The organism is Nocardia callitridis, from assembly GCF_039543305.1.
GTDB classification, from domain to species: Bacteria; Actinomycetota; Actinomycetes; order Mycobacteriales; family Mycobacteriaceae; genus Nocardia; species Nocardia callitridis.
In genome coordinates, this window is sequence record NZ_BAABJM010000005.1 from 14,454 (window position 1) to 28,975 (window position 14,522).

Annotated in this window: 7 protein-coding genes; 1 reads left to right on the top strand and 6 read right to left on the bottom strand. The window is 66.4% G+C overall.

The annotated features are described in order from the left end of the window. Nucleotides 1-72: 72 nt before the first annotated feature. The 4 genes from eccCa to ABEA50_RS22685 all read right to left on the bottom strand — a co-directional run bounded on the left by eccCa (nucleotide 73) and on the right by ABEA50_RS22685 (nucleotide 9,106). The gene (gene eccCa / locus ABEA50_RS22670) at nucleotides 73-4,080 is read right to left on the bottom strand and encodes a type VII secretion protein EccCa (RefSeq protein WP_345497747.1); all 4,008 of its coding nucleotides are present in this window, start codon (nucleotides 4,078-4,080) and stop codon (nucleotides 73-75) included. Further along, nucleotides 4,077-5,636: a type VII secretion protein EccB gene (gene eccB, locus ABEA50_RS22675; RefSeq protein WP_345497749.1), complete on the bottom strand. Its 1,560-nt coding sequence runs from the start codon at nucleotides 5,634-5,636 to the stop codon at nucleotides 4,077-4,079. The genes eccCa and eccB overlap by 4 nt, the downstream gene beginning before the upstream one ends. A gap of 61 nt (nucleotides 5,637-5,697) precedes the next feature. Next, nucleotides 5,698-7,458, bottom strand: a complete 1,761-nt coding sequence (eccA, locus tag ABEA50_RS22680; protein ID WP_345497750.1) for a type VII secretion AAA-ATPase EccA — start codon at nucleotides 7,456-7,458, stop codon at nucleotides 5,698-5,700. A gap of 676 nt (nucleotides 7,459-8,134) precedes the next feature. Further along, complete coding sequence (locus ABEA50_RS22685) at nucleotides 8,135-9,106, bottom strand: C40 family peptidase (RefSeq protein ID WP_345497752.1); 972 nt, start codon at nucleotides 9,104-9,106, stop codon at nucleotides 8,135-8,137. Between the two features lie 196 nt (nucleotides 9,107-9,302). Between ABEA50_RS22685 and ABEA50_RS22690 the strand changes: the two genes are divergently transcribed. Next, nucleotides 9,303-10,397 carry a hypothetical protein gene (locus tag ABEA50_RS22690; RefSeq protein WP_345497754.1) on the top strand — a complete coding sequence of 365 codons (1,095 nt, stop codon included), beginning with the start codon at nucleotides 9,303-9,305 and terminating at the stop codon, nucleotides 10,395-10,397. A 66-nt stretch (nucleotides 10,398-10,463) separates the two neighbouring features. Here the strand turns inward: ABEA50_RS22690 and ABEA50_RS22695 are convergent, their stop codons facing one another. Then, nucleotides 10,464-12,443 carry a hypothetical protein gene (locus ABEA50_RS22695; protein ID WP_345497755.1) on the bottom strand — a complete coding sequence of 660 codons (1,980 nt, stop codon included), beginning with the start codon at nucleotides 12,441-12,443 and terminating at the stop codon, nucleotides 10,464-10,466. A gap of 69 nt (nucleotides 12,444-12,512) precedes the next feature. Further along, on the bottom strand, nucleotides 12,513-14,447 hold the full coding sequence (locus tag ABEA50_RS22700) for a type VII secretion target (protein WP_345497756.1): 1,935 nt from the start codon (nucleotides 14,445-14,447) through the stop codon (nucleotides 12,513-12,515). Between the last annotated feature and the right edge of the window lie 75 nt (nucleotides 14,448-14,522).

The window sequence follows — 14,522 nt, forward strand, 5'->3', positions numbered from 1 at the left end:
ACTACCATCCCCGGAAGCGAGGGGTACTGAGGAAAAAGGTAATTCATTCCCAATGGAGGGAATAGTGCTGTGTCACAGCTGTTGTGGCACCCAGCCGACCTGTACCAGGTCCTTATTGGAGCTCATCGGTTCGATGAAAATGCCACGCCCCGGCGGCTGCTTGGTCGCGCGCACGTCGCCGATCAGCACACCGTCCATCTTCGAGCCGTCCATGATCAGGCCGGAGGAGTTCAGGTTCTTCATCTGCCCGATGACGTTGTCGTACAACGCGGTATCGGCCTGCGCGATATTGCGGGCCGCGATCACGTGGAACCCGGTATCGCGGCCGTCGACCAGGATGTCCTTCAACGGCTCAAGCGGGTTCATCTGACCGCGCTGCGCCACCATGTGGTAATCATCGATGAACACATACACCTCGGGTCCGCTCCACCACGAGCGCTCCGCGAGTTGCCGGGTGGTCACGTCCTCCGGTGGCCTCCTGGACTGCATTTTCTGCACCAACGAGGGCAGTGCGTCACGCAGATCCCGCTCGTTGGTCACGTGCCGGATCAACATCTCCTCGGGTACGGTTTCCAAATGCCTGCGGCGGTAATCGATGAGCATAATGCGCGCCTGCGTGAGATCATTCTGTCGCACAATTGATTTCACCAAGGCGGCCAACGTCGTCGACTTACCCGAACCCGGCGAGCCGAGCACCGTGAAGTGCGTCGACGAACCGAAATCGATCGTGGCCGCGGCGAGATCGGACTCCCGAACGCCGAACGGCACGGTCAATCGGTGCGCCAATGTCCTCGGTGCGGGCGAGTTCTCGCGAATCTGTTCGAGATCGATCTGCGCCGGGAGCAATTTCACCTGCGGTGCTCGATGTCCCGGATAGCGCCGACCGATCTCGGCGATCGCGGCGGCCAGCCCTTCGGCGGCGGAATCGACGTCGCCGACACCATCGATACGCGGCAACGCGGTCAGCATATGGAGTCCGTCGTGCGACAGGCACCGTCCCGGCCGGTTGGCGGGAATCGCGGCGACGATCGCGCGATGGGCACTGAACGCGGTATCCGCCAGGTCACCCAGGCGCATCTCGATCCGCGTCTGCATCAGGTCCTTGATCGCCGGCCGGATCGCCATCCACCGAGAACTACTGAACACCAAGTGGATGCCGTAGTTGAGTCCCTGCAGGGCAAGCGATTCCATGACCGGCATGTATTCGTCGAAGTACGGGCCGTTCGTGCCGAACCCGATGTCCCAGCCGTCGATCACCAGGAATACGTCGCCGTACGGGTCTCGATCCCACCACGGCGGTCGTTGTCCCTCGACATTGCGTTGTGCACGAAACTTGCGGGTGGTATCGATGCCGAACTCGGCGAATGTCGCTTGACGGGTCTCGAGCAGGTTGGTCACCAAGGCGATCGTGCGCCTGATCCGGTCGACGTCGCGCGCGGCGGCGACCGACCCCACGTGCGGCAACGCGGTCAGCCCCGCCAGACCACCGCCGGAGAAATCCAGGCAATAGAACTGCACCTGTTCGGGCGTGTGCGTCAACGCCGCGGAGAGGATCAACGTTTGCAAGGCGGTCGATTTACCCGACTGGGTGCCACCAACGATCGCCATATGCCCACCCGCACTGGACAAATCGACCGACCACACTTCTTGGCGCTGTTGGCGCGGCTTGTCGACCAGCGCCAACGGAATCTGTAAGCCACCCGGCGGCACACCCGCCACGAACTGATCGAGCGTCGCCGGAACGATCAACGGGGGCAACCACATCCGGTGCGCCGGCTGTCCGTGGTCGGCCAGTTGCGCAAGCACCGTCTCCATCACCGTCACCGAATCGCCTTCGGGGACTTCAGGTGCCTGGTCTACGGTCGGCTCCACCACCGAGGGCCGCGTGTCGACGATGTGTCTGGCGGTGAAAGCCAGCGGCGGACGGTAGCCGCCCCCGCGTCGGTGCACCCGCTGCGCCGACGTCGTCGCGACGTGCGCGGGCGGAGTGTAGCGCTCGCCGACGTAGGCGGCCTGGAAACGTTGCAGGTCACCGGCGCCCACCCGGAGATAGCCCGCGCCGGGTTTCTTCGGCAGGTGGTAGGCGTCGGCGGTGCCGATGGCATCACGCGAGTCACTGGTCTGGTTGGTGCGCAGGGCGATTCGATATGACAGATGCGCTTCCAGCTCGCCCATTCGGTTCGCCGGGACCTTCTGCGAGGCCAACAGCAGGTGGATACGCAGCGACCGACCGAGCCGTCCGATCGCGACGAACAGCTTCGAGAACGTGGGGTGCTGTTCGAGCAACTCGGCGAACTCGTCGAGGATGATCAACAGTGTCGGCAGCGGACGCAGGTTGGCGCCTTGCTCGCGCGCGCGTTCGTAGTCGGCGACGTTGGCGAAGTTGCCCGCGTCGCGCAGGATGCGCTGTCGCCTGCTCATCTCGCCGGTGATCACGTCCTCCATGCGGGTGACGAGGTCGGCTTCTTCCTCCATGTTCGTGACCACCGCGGTCACGTGCGACAACCGGTCGAAACCGAGAAAGGTCGCACCGCCCTTGAAGTCGACCAGCAGCAGGTTGAGCGAGTCCGGTGAGTGCGTGGCTATAGCCGAAAGGACGAGGGTGCGAAGGAATTCCGACTTCCCCGAACCGGTGGCACCGATGCACATACCGTGCGGGCCCATGCCCTCCTCGGCCGATTCCTTGATATCGAGGTGCACGACGGCACCGGCGGGGTCGTAGCCGAACGGAATGTTCAGTCGAGCACGATCCTCGTCACGCAGTGCGCCCCACGCGCGCTCCACCACGATCGCGCCGGGATCGATGACTCCCACCAATTCCTCCCACGAGGTCCCTCCGCTGGCCTGTTCGGCGGCGACGGCCTCCACCACGGTGGACAGTCGGTAGGGCGAGAGACTGCGGGCCAGCGCGGTCATGGCGGCGGGCGAGCAGGTGTCCACCTGGCCGACGTGGCGGTGGCCACGGGGGGTGACCTCGCTCATCGCACCATCGGGTCCGACCGTGAAACGCAGTGCGCGTGGCGGATTGGACTCCGCGGGGCCCATCCGCAGCCAGGTGCAGCCGTCGATGCCGGAGATGTCGCGCTCGCTCGCCGTGCCGCCGACGTCGACGAGCAGGAGGAAGTGTTTGCGGTCGAGGGTCGGTTGGGAGTTCGCCGAGAAGGGGCCTCGGTTGAGTCCAGCGAGCACCTTGGTGCGCAGTTCGGCGACGGTGCGGTAGACCATCCGGCTGGAGCCGATGGCGTCGGTGTCGCTGGGATGTTGGGTGTGCGGCAACCACTTCAGCCAAGACCAGTGCGCCGCATCGGGGTCGGCGAGCACCGCGGCGATCCCGACCTGGTCGGGACCGTGCAGGATCATGGCCTCGGCGATCATGGCGCGCACGAGCCCGGCGACCGCCGCACTGTCACCGTCGATGCCGACCAGCGGCGCGGACAGCAGATTGATCGCGACCGGCATCCCGCCGACGGTCGAGTACGCCTTCGCGAATCGGGTCAACTCGACCACGCCCACCGGATCCAGATCCGAGGTCGGCGCGGCCTCGGGCACGATCACCCGCACCTGATTGGCGATGCGGCCGCGCCCGACGCGCACCCGAAGGAACTGTGGGCTGGCGACCTGGACCTCCCACATCCGCGTGCCGCCGACCAGTCGGGCCAGACCCTCGGGGCCGGGGTGGGTGTAGCGCAGGTAGGTGTGCAGTTCCTGCTCGGCGGTGTGCACGGTCTTGCGGTTGTCGGTGATGCTGCGCAGGTAGTCCTTACGCTCCTCGTTCAGCCCCGCCGCGCCACCGCCGCCGTTTCCGCTGGCGGCGCCGCCCAACATGCCGAACATCGAGACCATCATCATCACCGGGAACATCAGCATCATCGGCGACATCTGCCCGCCGCCGCGGAACATCATCACCACCATGCCGATCATGGCCGTCACCATGATCAGCGGCATGATCATCTTCAGCCGCGAGGGCGGCACCGGGCGTGGCAGTTCCGTCGGCGGCTGTAATCGCAGCTCGGTGACGGCGGGCGCCTTGGGTCCGCGCACGGTGCGTGCGGGTCGAACGAAGCGGCGGGTGGTGGTCACGGCGGGCCTCCCAGGGCGGCGACGTTCTTGTCGGTGGGGATGCCGTCGTGCTGAATCTTGGCGCCCTGTTGCGACAGGGTCGGACCGACCGCGAACAGCGACACGATGCTCCACGGCGCGGGCACAGGGGATTTCAGCCCGAGCGCGGTCAAGGTCGGGTCGGCGGTCTTGGCGTCTTTCGACGGGTCGACCACGACGCCGTAGCGCACGCCGCTGTCGGAGATCCAGAACAGTGACTCACGCAGGGTCGACCCCGGCTCGGAACCGGTCACCTGAACGAAGCTTCCGGTGTCGCGCGGCAGGTAGGCCGAGTCGGCGGTGGTGCCCCGCGAGTTCGGCGCGGTCACCAAATCGACTGTTCTGCTTTGCTCTTCGGTGCTCAGCGGCAGTTGCCTGCCGACGAGCAGTTCGGTGGCCGCGCCGGGATCGTTGCCGCCACGCGACCACTGGTAGCAGGTGACCTCCGAGCGGCGCGGGTCGACGATCTCGACCGCACCGGCCGGATAGGTGGACGTGCCTGGCCAGGCACCGGGGCGCAGGTTGGCCGCGATCACGTCCGGACCTACGGCGCGAGTGGTGGTGGCGCCCTGGGAATCGGCGTTGCGGATCATCGCCGCGAGCATCTCGTCGACGCGCACCACGCCGGTCTGCGACACCAGGTAATACGCCGAGCCACGATCAGGCGAGGGCACCGTGAGGATCGATCCGACCGGCGTGGTCAATCCGCCACCGAGAGTGACGATCTCGCCCGCGCCCGGCACCCGAGGGACCGTGATCGGTGGTGCTTCCGGAATGGCGCCGAGCAGTCCGCGCGAGGCGGCGACCACGGGTGCCGTCGCGTCTATCCCGAGTGCGAGCACGACCGAGGAGTTCGCGAGATCGATCGCCGCACGCACCACGCCTCGGTCACGGTCGCGGTAGACCAGCCAGGTGGTGGTGTCGTCGCGCAGCAACCGCGCCTCACGCGCCGCCAACGGGCGGGAAGCGTCACCGTCGATGGCGAGCGGGCCGCCGATCACGGTGGAGCGCACCGCCGACAAGCCGACCGTCGGCAATCCGGTCGCCGGATTCACCGGAGCAGACGCCCCGGATTTCGCCGTATCGCACACCGTCCACGCCGAATCCCGCTCCCCGGTATCGAGAATGCCGCCGGGTGCGCCGGGGATTCCCACCCACGGTCCGCGCGGATACTTCGCCAGCTCGGCCTGGGCGACCTGCACCGGATTGTCCGGTGAGCCGATGATCAGCCGCGCCGAGGTGAGATTGAGCGCGGGATGCAACCGGCTGCCGACCTTCACATACAGTGCGCCGGTGTCCTTTTCGGCCACGATGCGCTGATCGGCGACCTTCTTGGCCGGTTTGAAGAACGCGAGCACGGCGGCGCCGGCGATACAGACGCACACCAGCGCGATGCCGATCGACAACGCGGTGGAGCGTCCGCGCTGTGGGTCGTCCAGCATGGACGCGTCCCTACGGACGAGCGCGTGCTCGATCCGGCGGAGCAGAAACCGCCACCCGGAGATCTGGTGTTTGGTCACCACCCGGAAGCGTGCCACCGGTGTCAGTTCCTTCCGCCGACATACCGGCGCACGCTTGTCGCCGGTCGAAGATCGCGCCTCACGCCGCGGCGGTGGGCGCGAGGCTGGTCAGCGCCGCGGCGACATCGGCGGCGTTGATCGTCATCAACTCCTCGTCGGTCATCGCGGTGATGTCGGCATTTTCCCTGGTGAAGCGGTAGTCGCGCTCGGCTTCGGCGGCCTCGACGACATTGCGCACGAACCGGCCGTTACCGGCGAGGTCGATCAGCCGTCTGCCGCTGCGGCTCTGCTCGGACAGTTCCTCGCAGCGCGCCAGCAATACCGCCCGCGCCTCGTCGGCGAGGATCGAATCCTTCTTGTGCGCGATGTGTTCGGCGATCTGCACCAGCTCGTCTCCGCCGTAGCTGGCGAACCGGATGCGCTTGGTGAAACGGGAAGCCAAGCCGTCGTTGGAGGCGAGGAACCGATCGATCTGGTCCTCGTAACCCGCGATGATGACGACCAGCTTGTCGCGATCGTTCTCCATCCGCGCCAGCAGCGTGTCGACGGCCTCCTTACCGAAGGCGTCACCACCCGAAAGACCTTCTTGGATCAGGGTGTACGCCTCGTCGATGAACAGCACGCCGCCCAGCGCGGAGTCGATCAACGCATTGGTCTTGGGCGCGGTATGACCGAGGTGGGTGCCGACCAGGTCGTTGCGCGACACCTCGATCACGTCCGCGTTCTCCACCACACCGAGACCGGCGAAGATCTTCGCGATCACCCTGGCGATGGTGGTCTTTCCCGTTCCCGGTGGGCCGGAGAAGATCAGATGCTGGGAGCGTGATTCGACGGCGAGGCCGCGTTTGGCGCGCACCTGATCCATCAGCACACCGGATTTCAGCCGATCGACCTGTTCCTTCACCGAATCCATGCCGATCTGCGCGCGCAGCAGATCGGAGGCCTCGGTGAGCAACGAGTCGCGCTGCGACTTCGCTACCGACGCCGCGGCCTCGGCGGGGTCGTCACCGGAGGTCGGATCCCATTCGTTGGTTCGGGACGCGACGACCTCCGGCGTGGCGATCTCGAGCCGGAAGGCTTTGTCGCGCACCGCGCGCTGCCATTCGTCGCGCTCGGGCCACAGCGCGGAACCTTGCAGTCCCTTCAGGATCTTGTCCGCGGCATCGTGATCGCCGTTGTTGCGCAGCAACATTCCCAGCAGATAGTGCGCATCCGCCCAGATGTAGGAAGCGTTGCCGGACGCGCTGTCCTCGACGATGCGCTGCGCGCGGGGCAGCGCTTCGCCATCCCTGCCGAGATGCGCGAGCGAATGCGCGGTCATCAGTTCGGCCGCGATGTCGAGCAGACCGTCTTCCAGCATCGGGCGCGCGTTGCGTGCGGCGAGCACGTCCGGCCAGCGCTTGGTGCGGAAGAACAGCGACATCTTGACGAAGTCGGCGACGTCGTCGCTGGGTACCTCGCCGAGAATCGCCGCGGCTTCCTGCCATTCGCCCCCGTCGGCGTAGGCGCAGGCTTGCGCGATGGAGATCTGGTCGCGGTCGGCCATGGCGACACGCAGCCCGTACATGCCGATCTCGACCTGGCACCACAGCGCGCGATCGACCAGACCCGCACGTTGTTGGTCGCGATAGAGATTGTGGACCGAGCGGTAGGCGCCGTAGATCACCTCGCCGGTGACCTCGCCCGCCATGGCTCGTCCGAGCCAGGCATCGCACATATCGGGATCGAGATCCGTCGCCGCGGTGAACGCGGCCACCGCCTGCTGGTCATTGCGTATGCCACCGGCGACCAACGCCAGGTTCTGCACACCGGTATAAAACGCGTCCTCGGCCGCTGACAACTCGGACTTCCCTTCCGCCGATCCCGTTCGTCCGAACAATAGACATGGTGTGGCACACCCGAACACGCCTATCCCCATATATGGGAACAGGCGAGCAGGTCGTCGACGGCCGAGCTGTGACCCGGACAGCCCGACACCTTTACGCCGATTTGTAACGTGCCATCATTCAACGGTATGGTTTAGCCGGGGCTGGTGGTCATCCGCCTTCCGTCAGCCCTTCGCACAGTGGCGGCTGGTGACTGTGATCCGGTTACCAGCCGCCACGCAGCAAATATCGGGCACACTGGCGAACGAAATATTTGCCGCTGAATAAGTGCACATTGCTTGACGATCCACTAAATCGTGGTAATGTCTGTTTCAGATCGTCAGACCCCTCATCCTGACGATCTGACTCACAAGCATCAGCCGGTGGCGCCGGCACGCCACCGGCTGATGCGAGGCAACAATAGTCTTGTGGCCCAACACTTCTGGTGAATCTCCCCGGATCAGGGCCCGACGAACGTCCGCCCACCGGTGGCGTGCGACACCGCATGTACCCCGCGACTCGGACACATCCGTCGCTGCGCCCCTGCGAATCGCGCGTATTCGACGGCACTGCCGCCGTCCGCACGAATGACATTTCAGGTGCGGGACGAACGTCGGCTGCCGTTGCGGCGAACCGCCCTTCCCGCACCTCTCACAACACTCGCACGACCACCGCTTCATTCGACATCCTCGACCACTTGACCGTCGAGCCGGAATGCGGCGCCTCGATAACCATGCCGTTGCCCGCCGCCAACTGCACGTGCTCGGGTCCCCTGCTACTGAACGAACTCGCGGGGAAGACGAGGTCGCCCGGCCGCACATCCGACGGATGCACCCGAACACCGCTGTAGATCTGCTCATAGGTCGTACGCGGCAATACCACCTCGCCGTGCGAGGCCTGGGCGACCGCGTACTGGGTCAGGCCGGAGCAATCGAACCCCCCGCCGCTAGGGCCCGACGCGCCACCGCCACCCCAGATATACGGCGTACCGAGCCACTGACTCGCGGCACTCACCGCACTCCCGCCCGCCGTGCCATTGGAGGCGACGCCCGCGCGACGCGTCAACGGCCCCGCACGTAAACGCGACACCGAACGCGTCCGCGAACGCGTCCTGCTGCGTCGACGCCGACGGGTGGGCGTCGCGCCGCGGGTGGTCTTGGCCTTCGGCACCGCGGGCGGCATGATCTGTGCCGCCTGCCGTTGCGCCGCGACAACATCGGTATTCACCTGCTTGGTGGCATCGGCGATGGTGGAGTGCGCCGCGGCAAGCAGTGCGGGACCGCTGAACCGCGTGTCCCCCACCGCGGCGATCGCCTGCACCCGAGTCTGCAGGTCCGCGATCTGGTTCGACAGCCGTCCCCGGCCGCTCACCGTCGCGTCGCTGGACTCGCCGACGGCCTTGCGCACAACGCCGTCCTTGCTCGCGTGCGCCTGCGCGACGGATTGCTGCATGCCATGAGCGTGGCCGTAGTTCGTGATGCCCGCCGCGCGCTGCGTACTCAGATCCGCTGCTATCGCGGCCTTTTCCCGGGCCTCAGCACTCACATCGGGTTGACCCGCACCGTAGAGTCCGAGCAGCGAACGCAGGACTCCGTGCAGGTCCTCGGTCAGATCCTGGACCATTCGACCGAATCGCCGTCACGCATCACCGACCGCCTCCTCGCATTGCCCCGACCAGCTTTTCGCTCGGAAACAGTGTTGCGCACCGGAATTACCCGCTTTCCCAATCCTGGGAGGCGAGTGACTGGCTGACGTGTCACTTCCCACTTCGGGGAAGCGCCGACAATGAGGACAACCCGAGGAGGCGGTGACGACAACGATGGCCACAACAAACGGGACGAAGTCCGACGCCGAGAAGGCCGTGGCAGCAGAGAAAGCCGCGGCGACCCTGGCCGCCACACCGTTGTCGAATGTCGGCGGCAAGAACTTCTGGACCGTGGAACTTGTCCGGCCACAGGGCGCTTCGACCGGGCTGCGGTCTTTCGTCGGAATGGCCGAAGCCGCGATCCAAACCGCGGTCGATCTGTTGGGCAGGGGAATGCCCACTCCGCCACCCAAGGTGGACGACCTGTTGGCGCCCGCCGTCTACAAGACGCTCGGCGAGGGCGAAGCATCCAAGGCGTATCAGCGCACCATCGACCAGGTCGACGCCCGCCAGCACCAGTTGCTCGGCATGGACAACAAGGTGGTCAAGTCCTCGATCACGGTGGCCGCCGAGCAGAACCAGACGCTGCGCTCCATCCAGGGCATTGTCGCCGGACTGAACAAAGACCTGAAAATTCCGGTGGCGACGGGCAAGGTGAAGCAGTCCGCGCGCGAGATGCTGCTGCTGGACAAGATCGCGACCGCCGTGGAGCGGGTGTACGAGAAGGTCAACGCCGTCGCGCAACTCAACGACGACATCGCCAACGGCGACAGCGACTCCGGCGCGAGCGGTCAAGCGCAACAGACCGGCGGCGGGAACGGGGGCGGCGGCGGAGACGGCGGCCTCGGATCCCTTGTCCAGATGCTGGGCATGCTCCCCATGATGGCGGCGCCGCTGCTGTCGCAGATCCCGGAATTGCTGGCCGAGCAACAAGAAAAGGCCGAAGAGAAACAGGCCGAACAGGCAGCGCAGAACCCCCAGAACCCTGGCGCGGCACCTGCCGATCCGAATGCACCCTCGGCGCCGGGGACACAGCCACTCGCACCTGGCGACGTCGCGCCGACGCCGAACACACCCACCGACCAGGGCCGTCCTGCCGAGGAATCCGGCCGACCGGCCGCGAGTCCCGCGACCGCGCTGGCCGCGGGCGGACTCGGTGTCAAACCCGCCGCGCGCACCAAAACCCCTACTGCTCAGCATGACTCGGCGCAGGACGAGCAGCCCGACGACGCGACCGACGAAGAAGCCCTCGCGACAGTCGAGGTCTGAGCGCGCCCGGCCGCCCTCGGTCGCCGGGCGCACCACCCCGCGGCACGCCCGGCGACGACCGAAAGCTCAGACCGCGGCGGGCGGCGAAACCGGAGGTGGCGCCGCGGGTGCCGCGTGCGGCGCGACCACCGAGGTCGGCCCTTGCGGAACCTCCAGCTGGTTGTCCCTGTCGACACCGCTGGGATGGAAGTACCCCTGAAACGTGCCATAGTCCCCCTGCCCACCGTCCGGCGGGTTGTTCGGGTCCAGCGGCACGAGTTGACCGTTGAGCAGGAACTGCAGACCCGCGTCGTTCACCACGATCAGCGCGCTGCGATTCGACCACTGCACCACGTCACCGGTGTGCACATTCGCGCTGTCGACCGCCGACCACGGATTGCTCGGCGTCGATGCACCCGCGGTGCCCTGATAGGCCGCTGTGGCATCGGCGCCGTTGAGGTTCGACATCTCCTTGTGAATGGCCTCGGCGGCCACCGAGGACATCTTCTGCGTCGAACCGTCCGGCAGCGTCATCTCCGTCATCGAATTCGATCCTGCCAACGAGGACACGGGCACATCCGACGGGATGGCCGACACCGTCGCGGTGCCCGGTATCTGTTCGGTGGCGGTCGCCGTAGCGGCGGCGTTCGGGTCGCCCCCCTGCTGGAGCTCGCGCTCCCGCTTTTCGAGTTCGCGCTCGCGCTTTTCGAGTTCGCGCTCGTGTTTGTCGTTGCCCGTGCCCGCCGCGCCGTTGCGATTCATCATCGACATCATCATCGGCCACATCATCGCCGAAGAGTCCTGACCCGATGCCGAATTCTGGTTTGTGCCACCGGAGTTCGCTGCCTGATTCGCCACTCCTGCCCCCGAACCAGCAGCACCGAGCCGCTCGATCAACGCATCGATCGTTGCGGATTTGTTCCCCGCGGTTCCGGAGGAATCCGATACTGCGATGACACCGTTGCCGATACTCGATGTGGTGGAATCCTCGCCGGTGATATCCCCGTCGCCGCCGAGCAGATCATCGATGATCTCGCTGAAATCCGAGTCGGCGGGTTCGGGAATCTCGGTGTCGAGCCCGCCGGGGGTTGTCGCGCCTGTCGGCACTCCGGGGTCCGGGCCCGGACCCGGACCCGATCCTGTGCCCGGGCCTTCCTCGCCCGAACCCCTCGGGGTCTTCGGTCCCTTGTCCGTGATATCCCCGCCGCGCCTACGGTTGCCCTCCAGCGTCGACCTGATCAGCTTCTCGACCGCGTCGACCTTCGTCAGGATGTTGTGCTCGATACGCTCCTGCAAGTCCGGTTCGATCCGGTCGTAATACCGATCCTGTTCCGGCAGATGCGCCTTGACCTGCGGGGTGGCATCGATCTCCGCGCGCTCCACATGGTTGTCTGCCGCGATGAGCTGGTCGTTGAGTTCATCGACCTTGGTCAAGATGTCGTCCATGACCGAACTGGATGCCAGCTTGGTGTCGTAGGCGCTGGCGTCGATCTCCTTGTCCAAGTTCTTGAAATCCTCTTTGATGCTCGCGATATCGGAGACCTTGTCACCGTAATTCTTGATCATCTCCGAGCTGTTGACCTTGTCGATCAACCCCTTGTCGTGCAACCACTTCGACAGATCCGGCGCGTCCGAGGCATGACCCGAACCCGTGAGATCCAAACCCATTTGCAGGCTGTTCTGCGCGTTGTCGATCAAGAACTTCAATCCGCCCACCTCCGCCTTGGGGTGATGCAGCAAGATCAACTGGAAGTGCGGCTTCAAACCGGAAGCGATCACGGTCTCCATCACTTCGCCGTCTTCGCTGAACGATTTGATACTGCCGTCTCGGCCCAGTTTGAAGTCGAAGACATAGGAGGAAAACGGATCACCTGAGCCGGAATAGCCCCACAGGAGTTGTTTGTCGGCGCCCTCGCCCTTGCTCAGCACATAGTCGCCGTTGTCCTGGCGCGACAGGGTGTAGTCGCCCGACTCGAGCGAGTCGCCCTTCTCCAGCGGCTTGCCCGCCTTGATGATGGCGCCCTTGGACGTGCCGGCGCTGTTGGTCTCCGAATCCTCGTCAGCCATGCTCCGGCCCGCTCCACGCCGCCGTCGAGATCCCGACGGCCACGACGAATCTCAACAACAACGCGCCGCTCATTCCTCGGCGGTCCTGTCCCCCGCCGGCGACGACGGGTCGCGCGGTGCCACCACCGGTGGCGGCGACATCGGCGCGGCCACCGCACCGCGCGGCGGCCCCGCCGAGACCACCGACCCCGAAGGTGCGGCGGAACTCGGCACGGTGACGCGAGGCGCCTCGGCCGCCGACACCGCGGCGGGCGCGGCGACGAACTGCGGGTGCTCGATGATCTGGCCGTGCGCGTAGTGCGCGTCACGCAGGCTCTGCGCACTCGACTCGTCGGCCAACATCAGCACCAGTTCGTTGCACCTGCGCTCGAATACGGTCGCGCGCAAGCCCGCTGGCGAATCGTCGGCGCGCAGATCACCCAGGCCGATCCTGCCGACATCGATGCGCTGCGACAGCATCGTCGCGGCGAGCAGGTCGTCGACGTCACGCAGTTCGTCCCATACCGCACGCTCGACCGGCCGACCGGCGCGCACCGCCGTCAGAATACGGTCGCGCAACTGTCGCGCCTGCACCGCCTCGGCCGGGCCGGTGACCGACCTGACGACCTGGGCGTGCGCGTCGGCGGCCAGTTCGACGCAGCGCGACCGCAGTTGCGCCTGCGGCACGCTCGCGAAGTCGTCGGTGGATTCGCCGGGATGGGCGAGCGCGAGGCGGTCGGCGGTGTCCGGGGTGAACCCGCGCAGGTCGACGTCGTCGGACGGGGCGACCATGCCTTCGACCGCGGCGTCACCGAGTTGGCCGCGCAGTCCTGGATCGATCGGGCCCGACGAAACCAGTGCCGACAGTTGTGCGTTCGCCTTCGCGCCCCAGACGAGTCCGAATTCCGCGAGCACGCGGGCGGGGTCGGACAATCCCTCCCATGGCGACCCACCCACATCGGCGAGCAGTCGGTCCCACGCCCACGGGGTGGATACCTCGCCGGGCAGGAACAGACCCGCCGGCATCCAGCCGCGCCCCTCGTTGGAGGTGATGAACACCCCGGCACCGCCGGGACCCCGCATCACCGACACCGCCCACGACATGCCCACCTGGGACTCCACCGCCGCCAACACACCGCTGAGCAATGTCTTGGCGAGGACGAGGTCGTCGTTCACCTCGGCGCCGACCACATACGACGGCTCGGCTTCCTTGTCCGTGGCCTTGGCCACCGCGGCATTGAACGGCGTCTGCATCGGGATCGGGGTGGCGTCGCTCTGCGCGGTCGCCCCCGAGGGCGGCTGCGACGCGGTGCGATCGTCGCCGGCACCGGACTGGCCGGAGGCGCCGATCATTCCCCCGGTCGGCGACGAGATCGACGGTGGCGCGCCGACCCCTTGGCCCTGCTGGGACGAGGTCGTGCCGGTCGACCCGTTCGTGGCGGTGTTGTCGCTGTTCGGCATGCCCGCAGGGGGCATCGCGCCGTGGGGGGCACCTGCGCCGAGCCCCTCGTCTTGCGGCGTGGATGCGGAAACGCCGGGGCCGGTGGGTGTTGCGCCGGTGGCGTCCGGGACGGTCTGGTCGTTTTCGGGCGAGATCGGTCCGCTGGGTGGACCGGTAGGACCACCGCCGGGCGGCGGGGAAACAGGATCCGAGGGACCGGCGACACCTGTCGGGGGCGCGGAAGGCTGCTGCTGCGGCTGGTTGCCGGTGAACGCGTCGCCGGATTGACGAATCCCCGAGGCCATTTCGTCATCGGCCCATTCATAGGCGGCAGCGGACTCGCGCAGCGAGTGCGCGGTGCGATCGTGCTCGTCGGCCAGCGCGTTGCCCGCTCGCTCGCGTGCGTCGTAGTAGCCGAGCAGCGCCTTGTGCACCGGGTCGGCGATGTGTCCGTAGGTGCCGGGAAAGGAGGTCAGCCAGTCGGTGGGTTGTTCGGCCCATTTACGCGTATCGCGGGCCACCTGCTCGTGTTGTAGAGCGAGCTGACGCAACACATCAGGGTCGATTTCCAACCGTTCCGGCATGCTCGATCAATTCCTTTCCCACCTTCGACGTTCCCATTGTCGATTCTTCCCATCCGTGGGATGACCGATCGTGGT